Source organism: Streptomyces sp. NPDC086835 (genome assembly GCF_044745705.1).
In the GTDB taxonomy this organism is placed as follows: domain Bacteria; phylum Actinomycetota; class Actinomycetes; order Streptomycetales; family Streptomycetaceae; genus Streptomyces.
Genome location: NZ_JBIVAU010000002.1, coordinates 595947 through 612409, shown reverse-complemented (window position 1 = coordinate 612409; position 16463 = coordinate 595947). Strand labels below are relative to the sequence as shown.

General features: G+C 70.4%; 12 protein-coding genes and 1 pseudogene. 8 read left to right on the top strand and 5 right to left on the bottom strand.

Annotated features, from left to right (window positions below):
• Positions 1-21 precede the first annotated feature (21 nt).
• Positions 22-2271, bottom strand: a complete 2250-nt coding sequence (locus ACIPJI_RS08925) for a DEAD/DEAH box helicase (RefSeq protein ID WP_402245274.1) — start codon at positions 2269-2271, stop codon at positions 22-24.
• A 771-nt stretch (positions 2272-3042) separates the two neighbouring features.
• Here ACIPJI_RS08925 and ACIPJI_RS08920 point away from each other — a divergent pair.
• From ACIPJI_RS08920 to ACIPJI_RS08910, 3 genes are all read left to right on the top strand, one after another.
• Complete coding sequence (locus tag ACIPJI_RS08920; protein ID WP_402245273.1) at positions 3043-7947, top strand: ricin-type beta-trefoil lectin domain protein; 4905 nt, start codon at positions 3043-3045, stop codon at positions 7945-7947.
• 13 nt (positions 7948-7960) lie between these two features.
• Positions 7961-8605, top strand: coding sequence for a hypothetical protein (locus ACIPJI_RS08915; RefSeq protein WP_402245271.1), 645 nt, complete (start codon positions 7961-7963; stop codon positions 8603-8605).
• Positions 8606-8791: 186 nt separating this feature from the next.
• Positions 8792-9115 carry a hypothetical protein gene (locus ACIPJI_RS08910; RefSeq protein ID WP_402245269.1) on the top strand — a complete coding sequence of 108 codons (324 nt, stop codon included), beginning with the start codon at positions 8792-8794 and terminating at the stop codon, positions 9113-9115.
• A 100-nt stretch (positions 9116-9215) separates the two neighbouring features.
• Here ACIPJI_RS08910 and ychF read toward each other — a convergent pair whose 3' ends face one another.
• Positions 9216-10304: a redox-regulated ATPase YchF gene (gene ychF, locus ACIPJI_RS08905; RefSeq protein ID WP_307708093.1), complete on the bottom strand. Its 1089-nt coding sequence runs from the start codon at positions 10302-10304 to the stop codon at positions 9216-9218.
• Positions 10305-10519: 215 nt separating this feature from the next.
• Here ychF and ACIPJI_RS08900 point away from each other — a divergent pair, with 215 nt between their 5' ends.
• Positions 10520-11089 (top strand): DUF6542 domain-containing protein, encoded by a 570-nt coding sequence (locus ACIPJI_RS08900; RefSeq protein WP_402245267.1) that lies wholly within the window; start codon positions 10520-10522, stop codon positions 11087-11089.
• Positions 11090-11181: 92 nt separating this feature from the next.
• Here the strand turns inward: ACIPJI_RS08900 and ppgK are convergent, their stop codons facing one another.
• Complete coding sequence (gene ppgK, locus ACIPJI_RS08895) at positions 11182-11922, bottom strand: polyphosphate--glucose phosphotransferase (protein WP_356623252.1); 741 nt, start codon at positions 11920-11922, stop codon at positions 11182-11184.
• Between the two features lie 30 nt (positions 11923-11952).
• Positions 11953-12957 carry a 4-hydroxy-3-methylbut-2-enyl diphosphate reductase gene (locus ACIPJI_RS08890; RefSeq protein ID WP_307708090.1) on the bottom strand — a complete coding sequence of 335 codons (1005 nt, stop codon included), beginning with the start codon at positions 12955-12957 and terminating at the stop codon, positions 11953-11955.
• 76 nt (positions 12958-13033) lie between these two features.
• Here ACIPJI_RS08890 and ACIPJI_RS08885 point away from each other — a divergent pair.
• From ACIPJI_RS08885 to ACIPJI_RS08870, 4 genes and pseudogenes are all read left to right on the top strand, one after another.
• Positions 13034-13328, top strand: a pseudogene (locus ACIPJI_RS08885) (amino acid permease); the annotation flags it as partial.
• Between the two features lie 146 nt (positions 13329-13474).
• Positions 13475-14683, top strand: coding sequence for an exodeoxyribonuclease VII large subunit (gene xseA / locus ACIPJI_RS08880; protein ID WP_356623253.1), 1209 nt, complete (start codon positions 13475-13477; stop codon positions 14681-14683).
• 54 nt (positions 14684-14737) lie between these two features.
• Positions 14738-14971: an exodeoxyribonuclease VII small subunit gene (locus tag ACIPJI_RS08875; RefSeq protein WP_356623254.1), complete on the top strand. Its 234-nt coding sequence runs from the start codon at positions 14738-14740 to the stop codon at positions 14969-14971.
• A gap of 156 nt (positions 14972-15127) precedes the next feature.
• The gene (locus ACIPJI_RS08870; protein WP_402245265.1) at positions 15128-15718 is read left to right on the top strand and encodes a malonic semialdehyde reductase; all 591 of its coding nucleotides are present in this window, start codon (positions 15128-15130) and stop codon (positions 15716-15718) included.
• A gap of 133 nt (positions 15719-15851) precedes the next feature.
• Here ACIPJI_RS08870 and ACIPJI_RS08865 read toward each other — a convergent pair whose 3' ends face one another.
• Positions 15852-16418: a DUF4245 domain-containing protein gene (locus tag ACIPJI_RS08865; protein ID WP_356623355.1), complete on the bottom strand. Its 567-nt coding sequence runs from the start codon at positions 16416-16418 to the stop codon at positions 15852-15854.
• Positions 16419-16463 lie beyond the last annotated feature (45 nt).

Sequence of the window (16463 nt, the reverse complement as noted above, 5' to 3'; positions counted from 1 at the left end):
TGCGCCGGTCCCCGGGGCGCGTCAGATCTCCGGCCGCTGCTGCGCCGGCGCCCCGACTGCGGCCTCGTCCTGGGGCACCGGCTCACTCGCCGGCCCGCCCGCGAGGCGTCGCTGTTCGTCCTCCACGATGCGGCGCGCCAGCGAGCCGACCGAGATGTCGACCGCGTCCGGCGTGGCCTCCGCGACATCGCTGCGACGGGCGTAGGCGTCGAACAGGCGGGACTTGCTCTCCAGGATGTCCAGCATCCGCTGGTCGACGCTGTCCGTGGCGAGCAGCCGGTGGACCTGCACGGCGCGGACCTGGCCCATCCGGTGGGCACGAGCGACCGCCTGATGCTCCATCGTCGGTTTGACCTGCGGTTCGCAGATGATGACGACCGATGCCGCCTGGAGGTTGAGCCCCACACCACCGGCCTCGATCTGCGCGAGCAGCACCGCGTGTCCGGGCGCGGCGGTGAACTCGTCCACGAGCTGCTGGCGGCGGGCGGCGGGCACGCTCCCCGAGACGGGGCCGAACACGCCGCCGTCCAGAGCCGCCCCCACCGTGGCGAGCACATCGCGGAAGTACGAGAAGACCACCACTTTGAGCCCGTTGACCGCGGCGTCGTCCACCAGCTCGCGCAGCCGCTCCAACTTCGCCGACTTCTCGGGACGCGCGTAAGCGGCCCTGCGCATCGCCATGAAGTTGCCGCTCGCCACGGCCTCCCGGTACGCCTCCGCGTCGTCCGCGCTGAACGCCTCCCACTCCTCCACCTGGAGCAGTGAGGGCAGTTCGGTGAGCACGTCCTGCTGGTTGCGGCGCAGATAGGCGGGGGCGACCGCGCGGCGGAAGGCCTGGGAGCCGGCGACCGCGTCGCTGCCCTGGATCCCGGGCAGCAGCGCCGGCTGGAGATGGCGGACGAGGTTGCGGAACTCCTCGACCCGGTTCTCCATCGGCGTGCCGGTGAGGAACAGGACCCGCTCGCACCGCTCCGCCCAGCGGGCGACGGCCTTCGACCTGCGGGCGTCCGGGTTCTTCACGTAGTGGGCCTCGTCGACGACGAGCATGCCCGGCGGGGAGCCGTCGGGTACGGCCAGGCCGTGCAGGGCGTCGAAGGTCGTGACGGCGATGCCGCCCCGGTCCTGCCAGTCGGCGTACGCGTCGGCGCGGTCCGGCCCGTGCACCGGCACGGGGCGCAGTGTGCTGCGCGACCTGATCTCACGCGTCCAGTTGATGAGGACGCTCGCCGGGCACACCACCACGAAGTGCGTGTGCCCCTCACCGGCGAGGTGGGCGAGTGCGGCGATGGCCTGGACGGTCTTGCCGAGTCCCATCTCGTCGCCGAGGATCACCCGGCGCTGGGCGAGCGCGAAGCGGGCACCGAAGTCCTGGTAGCCGCGGAGCGACACACGGCGATGGGTGTCGTCGAGCTGCTGGCCGCGTACCCGCTCCGCGAGTTCCGCGGGCAGGAAGCCTTCCGCGGTCTCCGGATCGGGGCCACGGCCGGAAACCTCCGCGAGGAGGCTGTAGTACTCCGCCGACCGGAGCTCGAAGTCGACCCAGGCGGCGGCCTCGGAAGCCGGGGGACGCAGCAGGTCGACCGACGCCTGCCCGAGCAGCAACGGCAGCTCGGCGCCGGCCGCCTCCGCCGTCACCTCCCGGATCCGCGCGAGCGCCGTCAGCGCCCGCTCCCGCCCGTCCCGGCCGGTGAGCATCATGCGCAGCCGCCCACCGGCGGGCCGCGCCGCTGTCAGCGGCTCCGCGAGCTGCTTCTCCAGCCGCTCCGCCGCGTCCAGGGCACGCCGCAGTCCGGGCCCGGCCTCGACGAGCCGGTGCAGGGCGACGACGAGTGCGGTGGTGCGCGGCTCCGGCCGGTCCACGTCGATCCGGACGGCGACGGTCTCCGCCACGGCGTCCGCGATCTGGCCCGCGGCGGCGATGGCCTGGTCGGCGGTCTGCGCGCCGACGCCGGGGACCTGGCGCAGCTCGTACCGTCCCGCCGCGTGCACCTGACGCACCGTGCCGTATCCGGCCGCTTCGAGGGCCCCGAGCCTCAGCCGTCCCTCGGTGACGTCCTTGAGCCGGCTCACGGGAATGGACCCGAGTTCCTTGTCCACGAGCTCGGTGCGGATCGGGTCGAGCGCCCCGGCCACGTCCGCCAGCGCGCGGCGGTGGTCCGAGCGGACCGCCCGCGCCGCGTCGAGCAGCCGGCCGGCCTTTGCGAGCAGTTCCCTGGCGTCCCGCCCGGCGCGCACCGCTCGCGCCCCGCGCCCCGCACCGCCGTCTGTCATGACGCCCCTCATGTGCCTTCCGCCCCGACGTGCGCACATCCTTCCACGGGTGTGCGACATCGCCGGGGGCCGGTCCCCCGGCGGTCCGGCGACGGTTTCCGGCCCCAGCTCGTAGCCCGCCTCGGGTGCGGACAGGCCGAGGCCGGCGGGGGTGCGGGCAGGCCGGGGTCGTCGATGAGGATCGGCCCTTCACCAGGGGAAACGTCGCGTACGTCAAGTCGTCGTATGCGCATGGGCGGTGGATGGTACGCGTCACCCGGCGTGACGATGAAGGCGAGTTGAAAGCGGTGCGGCAGGGTGGCACCACGCCTCTGGGAGGGTGAGGGCCGTCCGGTCTGTTTCCGGCCAACAACACCACCCGGCCCACCGCCTTCACAGCAAGCACACAGGCTGTCCCGACCATGAACACAGGGCGTTGGAGGCGCAATATCGGCATATCTCCCGCACTTGTATTCGCGCCGTTGGGCTTCTTCGCCGAAATCTCCTCTTGTACTGACCAGTAGGCCTATGTCTATGGTGCTCCCGCACGCGGCGGATCTTGACCACTCCGCCGGACGCGCACACATCAGTAGGCGGCCGGGGGAACAGTGCCGCCACGGGGGAGGGATGAATCGTCATGCCGCGATACCGGCTCGCTGTAAGCACCGCCTTGGTCGCCGCTGACTGCACCCGCCGTCCCCGCGCCGGGACAGCGGGCTGACCCGGCTCATCACCACCGCCTCTTGAGGCGTTCGCCCCCGCCTGCCTTCGCTCGCTACGAAGGATGATCCTTTGCGACTTGGACCAGGGTTGTTCAACCCCAGATCCCGAATATCCGCGACCCTCGCCTCTGCCGTCACGTCCGTCACCGCCTTGGCCGTCCTCGGTGGCCTGGCCGTCCAGCCCGGTCCGCTCGGCCGGAACGCCGAACTGCCCGTGGACCTGGTGGCCGACTCGTACGACGGCTATGACACCAAGGCGGCCGAACGGCTGCGTGAGGACCAGTGCCTGGCCGGCGAAGCCCTGCGCACGGGCGGCCCGAGCATGTTCGCCCTTGCGCAGGAGGCGCTCGCGCTGCCGCCCGATCAGCTCCACAAGAAGCTCGAACGGGACATCTTCAGCGACAAGACCCCGCTGCATCAGGCCTACCGAGCGGACAGCGCCAGCAAGGACCAGTGGGTCGACAAGGTTCAGAAGCAGGGGTACGCGTGGTCGAGTGCCACGAGCGGGCTGGAGTCCTACCCCGGCGAACCGCGCGACGCGAACGAGATCTACGACCGGATCGGGCTGCTGTCGTGGCTGTGGCAGTCGTACTCCAGTCCGGAGTTGGGGGTTCTCAACCCGTTCTGGGACCCCTCGCCCACCGCTGACGACAAGACGAAGGCCGCCGCACTCGCGCTCGGCGATCCGCAGTACACCACCGGAGGGACGCCGAAGGAGCAGGAGGCGTGGAAGCTGTGGAAGAAGAACTCCGGGAAGGTCGAGCCCAATCAGTTCTTCGTTCCCAGGGTGTTCGCCGATGACGCCCGGATCTTCCTCGCCTCCGGTGGCTTCCCCCGCACGGCAACGGCTCCGGGCACGCCGGAGTTCCGCATCGCGGTCGAGGATCTGAAGGCCCGCTTCGCGTCGTGCGCGTGGCACGATCCGATCGACCCGAACCGGGTTCTCGGCAAGGAGGTGGCGCAGGCGTCCACCGAGTGGCAGCAGGAGATCGCCTCGCAGGCCACGCAGCGGCAGCAGATCCTCGCGGCCGGCGCGACTGCCACGAAGGCGTTGCAGGACGGCACGTACACCCTGGGACAGATCGTGGGCCAGTCGTGGCTCGCGGACTACCACACCCGCTGGCAGGACTACTGGGCCGCGGGCGGTGTGGGCTGGATCGGCGACAGCTACGTGACGATCGAGGTGCCGGGCGCGAAGGGCAGCTGCCTGGACGTTCAGGGCGGTGGTAAGACCAACGGCACGCTGGTCCAGATCTACACCTGCAACGGCGGCGCGGCGCAGCAGTGGACGCTCGAGGGCAGTGAGGACGACCTCCACCTGCGCAACGTCGGCTCGCAGAAGTGCCTGGACGTGGCGGGGAACGCGTCGACGAACGGCACGAAGATCCAGATCTCGGACTGCTACAAGTCCAAGGGCCAGTCGTGGGAGGGCGACGTCCGCGCCACTTCGCCCCTGAAGAGCGTGTCCACGGGCAAGTGTCTGGATCTGCCCGCGTTCACCAAGGCTACGGACGCGCGGCTGTGGGACTGCAAGGACGCCGGTGCGCAGAAATTCCTGATCAAGCCGTCCGGCCACAAGGGCACCGACAGCCTGTCGTACCCCAAGAAGGCGCAGTTCGACCGGGCGAAGAAGAGCATCGCCGACACCCAGGTGGCGGCGAAGCAGCAGCTGGCCGCGCTCAAGACCCAGCTGGAGAACGCCAAGAAGTCGGCCACCACGTCGGACGCCGCCGAGCAGGCCGCGTACGGTATCGCGGATGCCGCTGGTGCGCCGCGGGGTCGTGGTCTTCTCGTCGGTCAGCAGAAGGCGCAGGTCACCAAGGGGGCCGTGGCCGCGCTGACGGCGATGGTGAAGGCCGGCGAGACCGCCGAGGCCGCCACCCGTGCCGCCGCCGGTGACAGCAAGACCATCGCCCAGCGTGCGCTGGCTCAGGCCGCGCAGGTCAACGCCGAATTCCGTAAAGAGGCCGCGCACAAAGCGGAGTTGCAGGCGAAGGCGGCAGCGGACGCTGCCAAGCTGCACCGGGACAACGCCAAGAAGGACAAGGAAACGGCCGAGGCCAAGCTCGCGGTCACGCTGAAGGCGGAGGCCGACGCGAAGGCCGCCGCCGCCGACGCGCACGCCAAGCGGCTCGCGGCCGAGGCCGAGGAGAAGACGGCCAAGGCGGAGAAGGACACCGCGGCGGCAAAGCAGGCCGAGGCCGACCAGCACAAGCAGACCGCGCAGGCCGAGGCGGCGAATGCCAAGGACGCCAAGGAGAAGGCCGAAGCGGCCGAGGCGACCGCGGTCGAGAAGAAGAATGGCGCGGTCAAGGCCCGCGACAAGGCTCGTGACCTGCGGGACGACGCCTGGGACGCCGCGCAGAAGGCCGACGCGGCCCGTGCCAAGGCGCAGGCGAAGGAGGCGTTCGCCGAGGCTCACGAGTCCGACAGCAACGCCAAGGAGTCCAGGGCGGCAGCGGACGCGGCGAACGCGCATGCCAACGACGCCGAAGCGGCAGCCGGCCGTGCCCGCACCGCGGCGGATGCCGCGACCGAGGCGGCGGCCGAGGCAGATGCCGCGGCGACCCGTGCCGAGGCGGCGGCCAAGCGGGCCCGTTCGAACTCGGACGCCGCCCAGGCCGCCAAGCTGAAGGCCGACGCCGCCGTCAAGACCGCGACGAGCGCTGCGGCCGATGCCATCGACGCGTCCGAGCACGCCACCGCCGAGGCCAAGACCGCAGTCAAGCTGGCCGAGGAGGCGGAGAAGCTGGCCAAGACCGCCAAGTCCCACGCGGACGAGGCGAGCAAGGAGGTCGTCAAGGCGCTGGCCGCGTCGGCGAAGGCGGCGGGCTTCGCTCACGTCACGGCGCAGGCCGCCGTCGACGCCGGGAACGCTGCCGCGCAGGTCGCCAAGCCGGCGAACGACGCGATCCAGCTCGGCTCCCCGTATGTCACCACCGACTCGGCCGCGAGCCTGGTGGTGCTGACCGGGCAGGCGTCGAAGTCGATCGCCGAACAGCAGCAGGCCGTCGCCGACGCCCACGCCAAGAACGCACAGGCCGAGGCCGCCGCGGCGAAGAACCTCGCCGACCAGGCATCGGGCGACGCGAAGATCGCCTACCAGAACGCGGCCAACGCCGCCGGCCACGCGGCAACCGCCCGCACCTACTCGAAGGAGGCTCTGGGCTACGCGGCCGGCGCCGCCGCAGCCGCAGCCAAGGCATCGGCGTCACTGGCCCGCACGATCGAGTACGACCGCCGGGCCACAGACGACGCCGCGGCCGCCGACAAGGCCGCAGGCCGTGCCGAGGGCCATGCCAAGGACGCCCGTGACTCCGCCGACCAGGCCGCCCTCGACGCCCAGGCCGCACGCGACGCCGCAACCGCGGCCGAGCAGTCTGCCAAGGAGGCACGCGCAGCCGCCGACCGCGCCGCCACCGCCGCCACCGAGGCCGAACAGGCCGCCAAGGACGCACTGAAGTACGCGAAGGAGGCGCAGAAGGCAGCGGAGGAAGCGGCACGCAACGCCGCGAACAAGCAGGTCTCCACCGGTGCGGGCACCGGAGTCGGCGGCACGTGGTACGTCGTCGACGAGGACACCATCGAGATCACCGACGCCAAACAGCATGAGCCCTGCGTGATCACCGTCGGTTTCGAAGGCTGCACCACCACGTTCACGGTCACCTTCAGCGCGGTGGTCGACTTCTTCCTCTGCACCGACCCCGACACGACGGCCGGTGCCGGCGCCTGCCCTCCGCAGGACACGCTTCTCATCGAGAGCAAGCGCATCCCGGGTCTGAAGAAGGACGTCACCAGGTACTTCTCCAAGCTGGAGCTGATCCAGCAGACCCTCACCTACAAGCTCATCAAGGCGGTCCTGGTCCAGGACTTCGTCGACTGCTGGCACGGCAGTGCCGGCGGCTGCGCCTGGGCGCTGAGCAACTTCATCCCCGGCAAGGCGTTCGGCAAGGTCTTCGAGGGAATCCGCGCCCTGGACGCCGCCATGAAGACCGGCGTCGGCGTCCGTGACGCGTTCAAGGCGCTCAAAGCCCTCGACCTGGACCCCGCGACCCTCGCCATGCTCGAACGCTCGGTGAACGTCTACGAGGACGCGTTCACGGCCTGCACGCGCAACAGCTTCCCCGCAGCGACCCCGGTGCTGATGGCGGACGGTTCACACCGGCCCATCAGCCAGGTGGGCGTGGGTGACCTCGTCCAGGCCGCGGACCCGGCATCCGGCCGGCTGCGCGCCCGGCAGGTCACCGACACCTTCCAGCACGACACCGAGCGGCTGGTCGACCTCACCATCGCCGGCGGCGGCACGCTGACCAGCACCGCGGGCCACAAGTTCTACGTCGTGGGCCGTGGCTGGACGCTGGTCTCCGACCTGAACGTCGGAGACCGCCTGCGCACCCCGGACGGCTCCGTCCGCGCGCTGACTGCCCTCCGTGACCGCTCGGGCCTGGCTCCGCGCACGGTCTACGACCTCACCGTCGACGACCTGCACACCTTCTTCGTGCGCACGAAGGGTCAGCGGCCGGACGACGTGCTCGTCCACAACTGCCTGAACCTCACGCTGCACGAGGGAGACCGGGGTGCCCACACGATCAGGGATCATGTGGACCCCAGCCCGCAGCAAGCCGTTGACAAGGCCATCGACGACATGCGAAGGATCCCCGGCCACCCGGGAGTAACGAGCGTCTGGAAGGACCTCGCAACGGCCCAGGCCTCTGTGGACGCGGCCTTCGCGAAGTGGTACGCGACTCACAGGAAGGAGCTGGAGACGTGGATGAAGAACACTCCCAAGGACTCGGAGAGTGCGGCGCACCTCAAGTCGTTCAAGGTCCAGCTGGACACCCCGGGCTCACTCGGAACCATCTACCCTCACACTGGCGTTGCGGATGCTCGTCAAGCCGGAAACTGGGTCTCCATCACCCTGAAGAGGTCCCGGCACAAGCCCGGGTACATGGTCTACACGTCGCACCCGGAATGAGAGTCACCTAGCAATGGATCGTAAGGACATCTGGATCGACTTCGGTCTCAGCGGCCTCACCAAGTGGTACGCCAGCACCTTCGAGTTCACTCCGCTGGAAATCGCCGTGGATGCCGCGGACTGGGGGGAGGGTGCCTACGCACCCACTCTCCGGGAAGACGCCCTCAGGCTGCTGGAGTCACCCCTGCCGACCAGGGTGATCGACATCCTGTCGTGTGCGGCCGTGCGCTCCAAGTTCGTCCCGGAGGAGCGATGGATGGACGGACGCGACTGGCTCCGCCAGATCGTGGACGTCTGCGAGGAACGCATCCGCCGGGACGAACCGCGATCCCTTGCCCATCCGCAGGCACCCGCGTGGGATCCGGAGTTGAAGGACGCGGTCCTCGCCGAGGTACGAGCTCTCGCACCGGAGTTGGACCGCGCCACCGCCGACCACCCCTACTACGGGGTTCCGGAAGTGGTCCCGTCGCTGGAACGGGTCGTCACCGAGGTCGACCCCGACCTCGGGTTCAGACTCTTCCTGCGGGTCCTCAAGGCGTACTTGATTCCGATCAGCGACTCGCAGCACCTCCGGTACCGCGAGCTGGGCGAGAGATTTGGCTACAACGAGTTCGTTGTCGATGACGGCACTCTGCAGCTCATGCCGCGCGTGGACTGACCGCTGAGCAGTACCACCGAGGGCGGCATCCGGTCTTCCACGGGTACCGCCCTCGGCTCTTCGTCCTCCGCACCGCTCTTCCGCACAGGAGGTTCCTTGATGGCAAGGCAACGCGAGGTGTACTACGTGGACCACGTGGACGACTTCGGTCTCAGTGGACTGACCGGGTAGGTGTGCTCCCGTTCGATGCTTCGCCTCGACGAAGCCACTGTGCTCGCCCTTGCCCAGCACGCGGCCGCTGAAGAGGAGGACGACCAGCTCGGCGTGGATGTGCAGGTGCTGATGAACTCCTCACTGCCTGCCGAGGACATCCACGCCCTGTGGTTGGCCGGCGTGCGACGCTGCTTCGACCCGGTCGAGGACGGCACGGACATGGGTGCCTGGCTGTGCCGCCTTTCGGACGCGTGCTCGAAGCGTCCGCTGGAACGGGATCCAGGCCTGGCGGAGGTTCTGTGCTCCCTGGGCCGCCATGCCGCTCGGGCGGACCCGCCCGCTCTCATCCCTTCCTAGCACGCCCCCCGCACAGAAAGACCAGGGACCGACCTCGTAAGGCCGGTCCCTTTCTGCCCTGCATGTCGGCCAGATCGCCGACGTGGCGATAATGCGTCCGCTACACGTTGAAGCGGAACTCCACCACGTCGCCGTCCTGCATCACGTAGTCCTTGCCCTCCATGCGCGCCTTGCCCTTCGCGCGGGCCTCGGCGACCGAGCCGGTCTCGACCAGGTCGGCGAAGGAGATGACCTCGGCCTTGATGAAGCCCTTCTGGAAGTCGGTGTGGATCACACCGGCCGCCTCGGGGGCCGTGGCGCCCTTCTTGATGGTCCAGGCGCGGGTCTCCTTGGGGCCTGCCGTGAGGTAGGTCTGCAGGCCCAGGGTGTCGAAGCCGACCCGGCCGAGGGTCGCGAGGCCCGGCTCGTCCTGGCCCATGGACTGAAGGAGCTCGAGCGCCTCGTCGTCGTCCAGCTCGATCAGCTCGGACTCGATCTTCGCGTTGAGGAAGATCGCCTCCGCCGGGGCGACCAGGGCGCGCTGCTCGTTCTTGAAGTCCTCGTCGACGAGCTCGTCCTCGTCGACGTTGAAGACGTAGAGGAAGGGCTTGGTGGTCAGCAGGTGCAGCTCGTGGAGCAGGTCGCCCTGCTCGGTGCCCTTGGTGATGCCCGCGGAGAACAGCGTCTGACCGGACTCGAGGATCTTCTGCGCGGACTCGACCGCGGCGAGGACGGCGACCTTGTCCTTCTGGAGGCGGGCCTCCTTCGTCAGGCGCGGGACCGCCTTCTCCACCGACTGGAGGTCCGCGAGGATCAGCTCGGTGTTGATCGTCTCGATGTCGTCCTTCGGCGAGACCTTGCCGTCGACGTGCACGACGTTCTCGTCCTTGAAGGCGCGGATGACCTGGCAGATCGCGTCCGACTCGCGGATGTTCGCCAGGAACTTGTTGCCCAGGCCCTCACCCTCGCTCGCGCCGCGCACGATGCCCGCGATGTCGACGAAGTCGACCGTGGCGGGGAGGACGCGCTGCGAACCGAAGATCTCCGCGAGGACGGGGAGGCGGGAGTCGGGGACGCCGACGACGCCCACGTTCGGCTCGATGGTGGCGAACGGGTAGTTGGCCGCCAGCACGTCGTTCTTGGTCAGGGCGTTGAACAGGGTCGACTTGCCGACATTCGGCAGACCGACGATTCCGATCGTGAGCGACACGTTGGCGACTTCCTGACGTGGAGGGTGATGACTGGCGGGGCCTTGCGGCCCGCGGTGAGTGGGGCCGATCCACCAGTTTACGGGCGCGGCGGACGGACCTGCGACGGCCTGCTGCGGCCGTCGCGGGCCCGCCCGGAGTCGAACGCAGCCCCAAGGTCGTCCAAAGGGCGTGTCTAGTGACGGTTTCGTACCTCTTGGCGACCTAGTTTGTGCGGGTGGAGCAGCACAGGACAGGTCGCCCCCAGCCGCGGCAGCAGCCGCCGGCTCCCCTCCCGGCACCGGGCACACTCGCCGACGCCACCGTGTATCCGGTGCCGGCCCGCCCGCCGCGCCCGGTCCCTCCCCTGGTGCTCGCGCTGCGCCGGCTGCCGAATCCCCGGCTGACCGGTCTCGGCGCGGGGCTGTTCGCCGCCGCCACGATGCTGGCGCTCGGCGCTCTCGACGAGTTGCTGTTCGACGGTTCCGCGATCCTCTACGGGCTGCTGTTCCTGCCCGTGAGCGCGCTCACGGCGCTGTGGGTTCGGGAGGCCGACCTGGTCAGCGCGCCGATCATCGTGCCGATCGCGTTCACCGTCGGGATCGTGCCGCTCTCCGGCGGCAACGGCGGGTTCGGCGGGCAGATGATGGCCGTGGTGACGGCGCTCGCCGTGCACGCGGGATGGCTGTACGGCGGAACGCTGGTCGCCGGGGTGATCACCTGCGTGCGGAAGGTGCGGACGATGACGCGGCGGCACCGCCGCGGGCGCGGGCCGCAGGGCCCGCCGGGCCCCGGCCGCCGCGGCTGACACCCGGCGGAGGCCGGCTGAGGCCGGCTGAGGCCCGGCGGAGGCCCGCCCACGCGCCTCGCCACGGCCGGGGCCCGCCCCCGCGGTACGGATCACCTGCCGGCGGCCGCCATCGCCGCGCCCACGATTCCCGCGTTGTTCTGCAGTTCCGCCGGGACCATCTCCGCGCGCACGCCCTCGATCAGCGGCAGGAACTTGTCGGCCTTGCGGCTCACCCCGCCGCCGACGATGAACAGCTCCGGCGAGAACAGCATCTCCACGTGCGCCAGATACTTCTGCACCCGCCGCGCCCAGTGCTGCCAGGTGAGGTCGGCGTCCTCCTTGGCCTTCGTCGAGGCCCGCGTCTCCGCGTCGTGGCCGCCCAGTTCGAGGTGGCCGAGCTCCGTGTTCGGGACCAGCCGGCCGTCGACGAAGAGCGCGCTGCCGATGCCGGTGCCGAACGTGAGCATGATGACGGTGCCTTTACGCCCGCGCCCGGCCCCGAAGGTCATCTCCGCCACACCGGCCGCGTCCGCGTCGTTCAGGATCGTTACGGGCAGACCGCCGAGGCGGTCGCTGAGGAGCGAGGCCGCGTCCTTGTCGACCCAGCCCTTGTCCACGTTGGCCGCGGTGCGCGTGACGCCGCTGGTGACCACGCCGGGGAAGGTGATGCCGACCGGGCCGGTCCACCCGAAGTGGCCGACCACCTCCGCGACGCCGTCCGCGACGGCGTCCGGCGTCGACGGCTGCGGTGTCAGGACCTTGTGGCGCTCCTGCGCCAGATCGCCGCGGTCCAGGTCCACGGGAGCGCCCTTGATCCCGGACCCGCCGATGTCAACTCCGAAGACGTTCATGGACACAACGTTAAGGGGCCGAGCTGAGCGTCACTGCCCGGACGGGTCGGCCGACATCGCGGCGGCCTCCGCGCGCAGGTCCCTGCGGAGCTCCTTCGGCAGCGAGAAGGTGATCGACTCCTCGGCGGCCTTCACGATCTCGACGTCCTCGAAGCCGCGCTGCGACAGCCACTCCAGCACGCCCTCGACCAGCACCTCCGGCACGGACGCGCCCGAGGTGACACCGACCGTGGAGACACCGTCCAGCCATGCCTCGTCGATCTCGTCGGCGAAGTCCACCAGGTGGGCGTCGCGGGCGCCGGCGCCGAGGGCGACCTCGACGAGGCGGACCGAGTTCGACGAGTTCTTCGAGCCGACGACGATGACCAGGTCGGCCTCCGCGCCCATCTGCTTGACGGCGATCTGGCGGTTCTGCGTGGCGTAGCAGATGTCGTCGCTGGGCGGCGAGATCAGGCCGGGGAACTTGGTCTTCAGGGCGCCGACCGTCTCCATCGTCTCGTCGACGGAGAGGGTGGTCTGGGACAGCCAGACGACCTTGTCGGGGTTGCGGACCTCGACGTTCGCCACGTCTTCGGGACCGTCGACCAGCGTGATGTGGTCGGGCGCCTCGCCGGACGTGCCGATGACCTCTTCATGGCCCTCGTGGCCGATCAGGAGGATGTCGTAGTCCTCCTGAGCGAACCGCACGGCCTCCTTGTGGACCTTGGTGACCAGCGGGCACGTCGCGTCGATCGTCGCGAGCTTCCGCTCCGCCGCCTCCTCGTGGACGGTCGGGGCCACTCCGTGCGCCGAGAACATCACGATGGATCCCTCGGGGACCTCCGCCGTCTCGTCGACGAAGATCGCGCCCTTCTTCTCGAGTGTCTGTACGACGTACTTGTTGTGGACGATCTCGTGGCGGACGTAGATGGGCGACCCGTACTGCTCCAGGGCCTTCTCCACGGCGATCACGGCACGGTCCACACCTGCGCAGTAGCCGCGAGGAGCGGCGAGGAGGACGCGTCGGGCAGGAGGCGTAGCAGTCATGTGCCCCATCGTAAGGGCCGCGCCAATGAGGGGTTTGATCGGACACCAGCAGCAGACTGGCGGTACTCCGAGCGGGAGAGGCCCCATGAGGCGAGCCACCACCCAGGAGACCCGCCCAGGGGAGGTGCCCGGCGGCGGCGAGCTGCGGCGCACACTCGGGTTCCGCGACCTGGTCGTCTACGGGCTGCTGTTCATCGCGCCCATGGCCCGTCGGCGTGTTCGGCACCCTCGACGCCAAGTCGGGCGGCGCTGTCGCCCTCGTCTACGTCGTCGCCGGCATCGCCATGGCTTTCACCGCGATGAGCTACGCGCAGATGGTGCGGGTCGTGCCGCAGGCCGGCTCGGTGTTCACTGATCGTGCTGGCGCTGCGGCGGGGGCAGCGCGAGACGCTGTCCGGCCGGGAGAGCCAAGGGCCTCTCGTCTGGATCATGCCGGGCTCGCGGGGCCCCGGCGGAGGAAACAGGAGCCCGACGGTCCGCTCCCGGGGCGCCGGAGTTGTCCGACCCGGCCGTTACGCTCGGCCCTATGGCTATCGACACGTCCGCGGAATCCCCTCTGCCGGTCGGCGAGGTGTCACGGCTCATCGGCGGCTGGATCGACCGGCTCGGGGCGGTCTGGGTGGAGGGACAGATCACCCAGCTGTCGCGGCGCCCGGGCGCCGGTGTCGTCTTCCTGACGCTGCGCGACCCGTCGTACGACATCTCGGTGGGCGTCACCTGCTTCCGTCAGGTCTTCGACGCCGTCGCCGACGTCGTGGCCGAGGGCGCCCGGGTCGTCGTGCACGCCAAGCCGGAGTGGTACGCGCCGCGGGGGCAGCTGTCGCTGCGGGCGGTCGAGATAAGGCCGGTCGGCATCGGTGAACTGCTGGCCAGGCTGGAGCAGTTGAAGCGGTCGCTCGGCGCGGAGGGCCTGTTCTCGCCGGACCGCAAGAAGTCGCTGCCGTTCCTGCCGCACCGGGTGGGCCTGGTCTGCGGGCGGGCGTCCGCGGCCGAGCGGGACGTGCTGGAGAACGCGCGCAGGCGCTGGCCGCACGTCCGCTTCGAGGTGCGCAACGTGGCCGTGCAGGGGGTGAACGCCGTGGCGCAGGTGGTCCAGGCCGTCAAGGAGCTGGACGCGCTGGACGAGGTGGACGTGATCATCGTGGCGCGCGGTGGGGGCAGCGTCGAGGATCTGTTGCCGTTCTCCGACGAGCAGTTGGTACGCGCGGTGGCGGCGTGCTCGACGCCGGTCGTGTCGGCGATCGGCCACGAGCCCGACTCCCCGCTGCTGGACCTGGTCGCCGACCTGCGCGCCTCCACGCCGACCGACGCGGCGAAGAAGGTCGTCCCGGACGTGGGCGAGGAGCTGGTCCGGGTACGGCAGCTGCGGGACCGGGCGCTGCGCACCGTGCAGGGACTGCTGGACAGGGAGGAGCGCGGTCTCGCGCATGCGCTCGCCAGGCCGTGCATGGAGCACCCGCAGCGGATGGTGGACGAGCGCGCGGCCGAGGTCGACGCTCTGGTCGCCCGGAGCCGGCGAGTCCTCGGCCATCTGCTGGACCGCGCCGACTCGGAGCTGTCGCACACCCGGGCGCGGGTCGTGTCGCTGTCGCCCGCGGCGACGCTGGAGCGGGGTTACGCGGTGCTGCAGCGCGCCGACGGGGCGGTGGTGCGCTCGCCGGAGGAGGTCACCGCGGGGGACCCGCTGCGGGCGCGCGTCGCGGAGGGCGAGTTCTCGGTGCGGGTCGGCGAGTGACCCCCGCGGTGTGCGCCGGTTCTGTTGTCGTTTCTCATACATAGGGTGGATCGCATGGCTGCCAAGACGGAAGAGGCCGCGCTCGGTTACGAGCAGGCCCGTGACGAGCTGATCGAGGTCGTGCGCCGGCTGGAGGCCGGCGGCACCACGCTGGAGGAGTCGCTGGCGCTGTGGGAGCGCGGCGAGGAGCTGGCGAAGGTGTGCCGTCACTGGCTCGAAGGCGCGCGGGCGCGTCTGGACGCGGCGCTGGCGAAGCCGGAGGAGGACGGGGCGGCCGACGGCGGATGAGCGCTGCCGCGGCGCGTGGGCGCATCGGGGAGACGGACGCGGGCGGCGAGCCCGGTGTGATGACGGACACATTCCGCATGTAGTTGAAATTTAATGCAACGCGGCCCGGTTGGCAGCCCCCGTAAGGCTTTTTCACGCACGCGGAAGGTACGCCCCATGTCCCTCGTTCTTGACCCCGTCGCCCAGGACCTCCTCTTCCGTGAGGCCCGTACCGCCAACACGTTCGCCGACGAGCCGGTGACCGAGGAGCAGGTCCAGGCGATCTACGACCTGGTCAAGTTCGGTCCGACCGCCTTCAACCAGAGCCCGCTGCGCGTGGTGCTGGTCCGCTCCGCCGAGGCCCGCGAGCGCCTCGTCGGCCACATGGCCGAGGGCAACCAGGCGAAGACCGCCTCCGCCCCGCTGGTGGCGATCCTGGCGGCCGACAACGAGTTCCACGAGGAGCTGCCGTCCCTGCTGCCGCACTTCCCGCAGGCCAAGGACATGTTCTTCAGCGAGCGCCCGGTCCGCGAGCAGGCCGCCGGTCTGAACGCCGCCCTCCAGGCCGCGTACTTCATCGTCGGTGTGCGCGCCGCCGGCCTGGCCGCCGGCCCGATGACGGGCTACGACGCCGCCGGCATCCAGAAGGAGTTCCTGGACGACGACCACACCCCCCTGATGGTCGTGAACATCGGCAAGCCGGGTGACGACGCCTGGTTCCCGCGCTCCCCGCGCCTGTCGTACGAGGACGTCGTCACCACCGTCTGAGCGACGCACCCGCACGGGCCCGCACGCACGCACGGGCCCCGCACAGCACACGAAGGCCGCCGCACCCACGCGGGTGCGGCGGCCTTCGCCGTACGAGATGCGCCCGCGCAGCGCGCGGTCACGTCCCCAGGGGTCAGGAGCCGGCGGAGGGCTTCGCCGACGGGGTGGGCGACGCCGTGCCCCCGGGCTCCCCGGCCTTGAGCGCCGCCGCCATCTCGGCGAGCCGCTCCGGCCCCGCCGTGCCGGTGACCACTGTCGTCGCGCGGTCGTCCGTCAGCACCAGGGCGTCGTACTTCGGGCCGTCCCAGAACTGCCAGGCCCGTCCGGCCACCTGCTGGATCCGCTCCGTCTTGACGGCGTCGTGCGTGACCTCCCGGACGTACTTGTCGGCCGGCCGGGCCGTGGACTGCTCCACCGCCACGTACTGGTCCTGCGGATCGAGGAAGCCGAGGTGCCAGGCGTGGGCCTTGTCCCGCTCGAACGTCACCGAGGTGGCCCGCCATCCCTTGTCCAGCCCGTCGGGCGCCACCACCGGGTACGGGGCGGCGCGCTGCGCCGTCACCAGTTCGACGCGGTAGTCGACCGTCCTGATCGGGTCGGCGTTCTCGTCGTGCGGAACGAGCATGTAGATGCCCGCCACGACGACGCCGATCACCGCCATGGACTGGAACATGCCCCGGATCGTCTGCTTGCCTCGCATACCTGCCACGTCCACCATGTTCGCATCCGGCAGGTCTGCTCATCC

Coding starts and splice junctions, on each gene's coding strand:
- ACIPJI_RS08925 (WP_402245274.1), bottom strand. CDS start 2,271: ATGACAGACGGCGGTGCGGGGCGCGGGGCGCGAGCGGTGCGCGCCGGG.
- ACIPJI_RS08915 (WP_402245271.1), top strand. CDS start 7,961: ATGGATCGTAAGGACATCTGGATCGACTTCGGTCTCAGCGGCCTCACC.
- ACIPJI_RS08910 (WP_402245269.1), top strand. CDS start 8,792: ATGCTTCGCCTCGACGAAGCCACTGTGCTCGCCCTTGCCCAGCACGCG.
- ppgK (WP_356623252.1), bottom strand. CDS start 11,922: ATGAACGTCTTCGGAGTTGACATCGGCGGGTCCGGGATCAAGGGCGCT.
- ACIPJI_RS08890 (WP_307708090.1), bottom strand. CDS start 12,957: ATGGGGCACATGACTGCTACGCCTCCTGCCCGACGCGTCCTCCTCGCC.
- xseA (WP_356623253.1), top strand. CDS start 13,475: ATGGCTATCGACACGTCCGCGGAATCCCCTCTGCCGGTCGGCGAGGTG.
- ACIPJI_RS08875 (WP_356623254.1), top strand. CDS start 14,738: ATGGCTGCCAAGACGGAAGAGGCCGCGCTCGGTTACGAGCAGGCCCGT.
- ACIPJI_RS08870 (WP_402245265.1), top strand. CDS start 15,128: ATGTCCCTCGTTCTTGACCCCGTCGCCCAGGACCTCCTCTTCCGTGAG.
- ACIPJI_RS08865 (WP_356623355.1), bottom strand. CDS start 16,418: ATGCGAGGCAAGCAGACGATCCGGGGCATGTTCCAGTCCATGGCGGTG.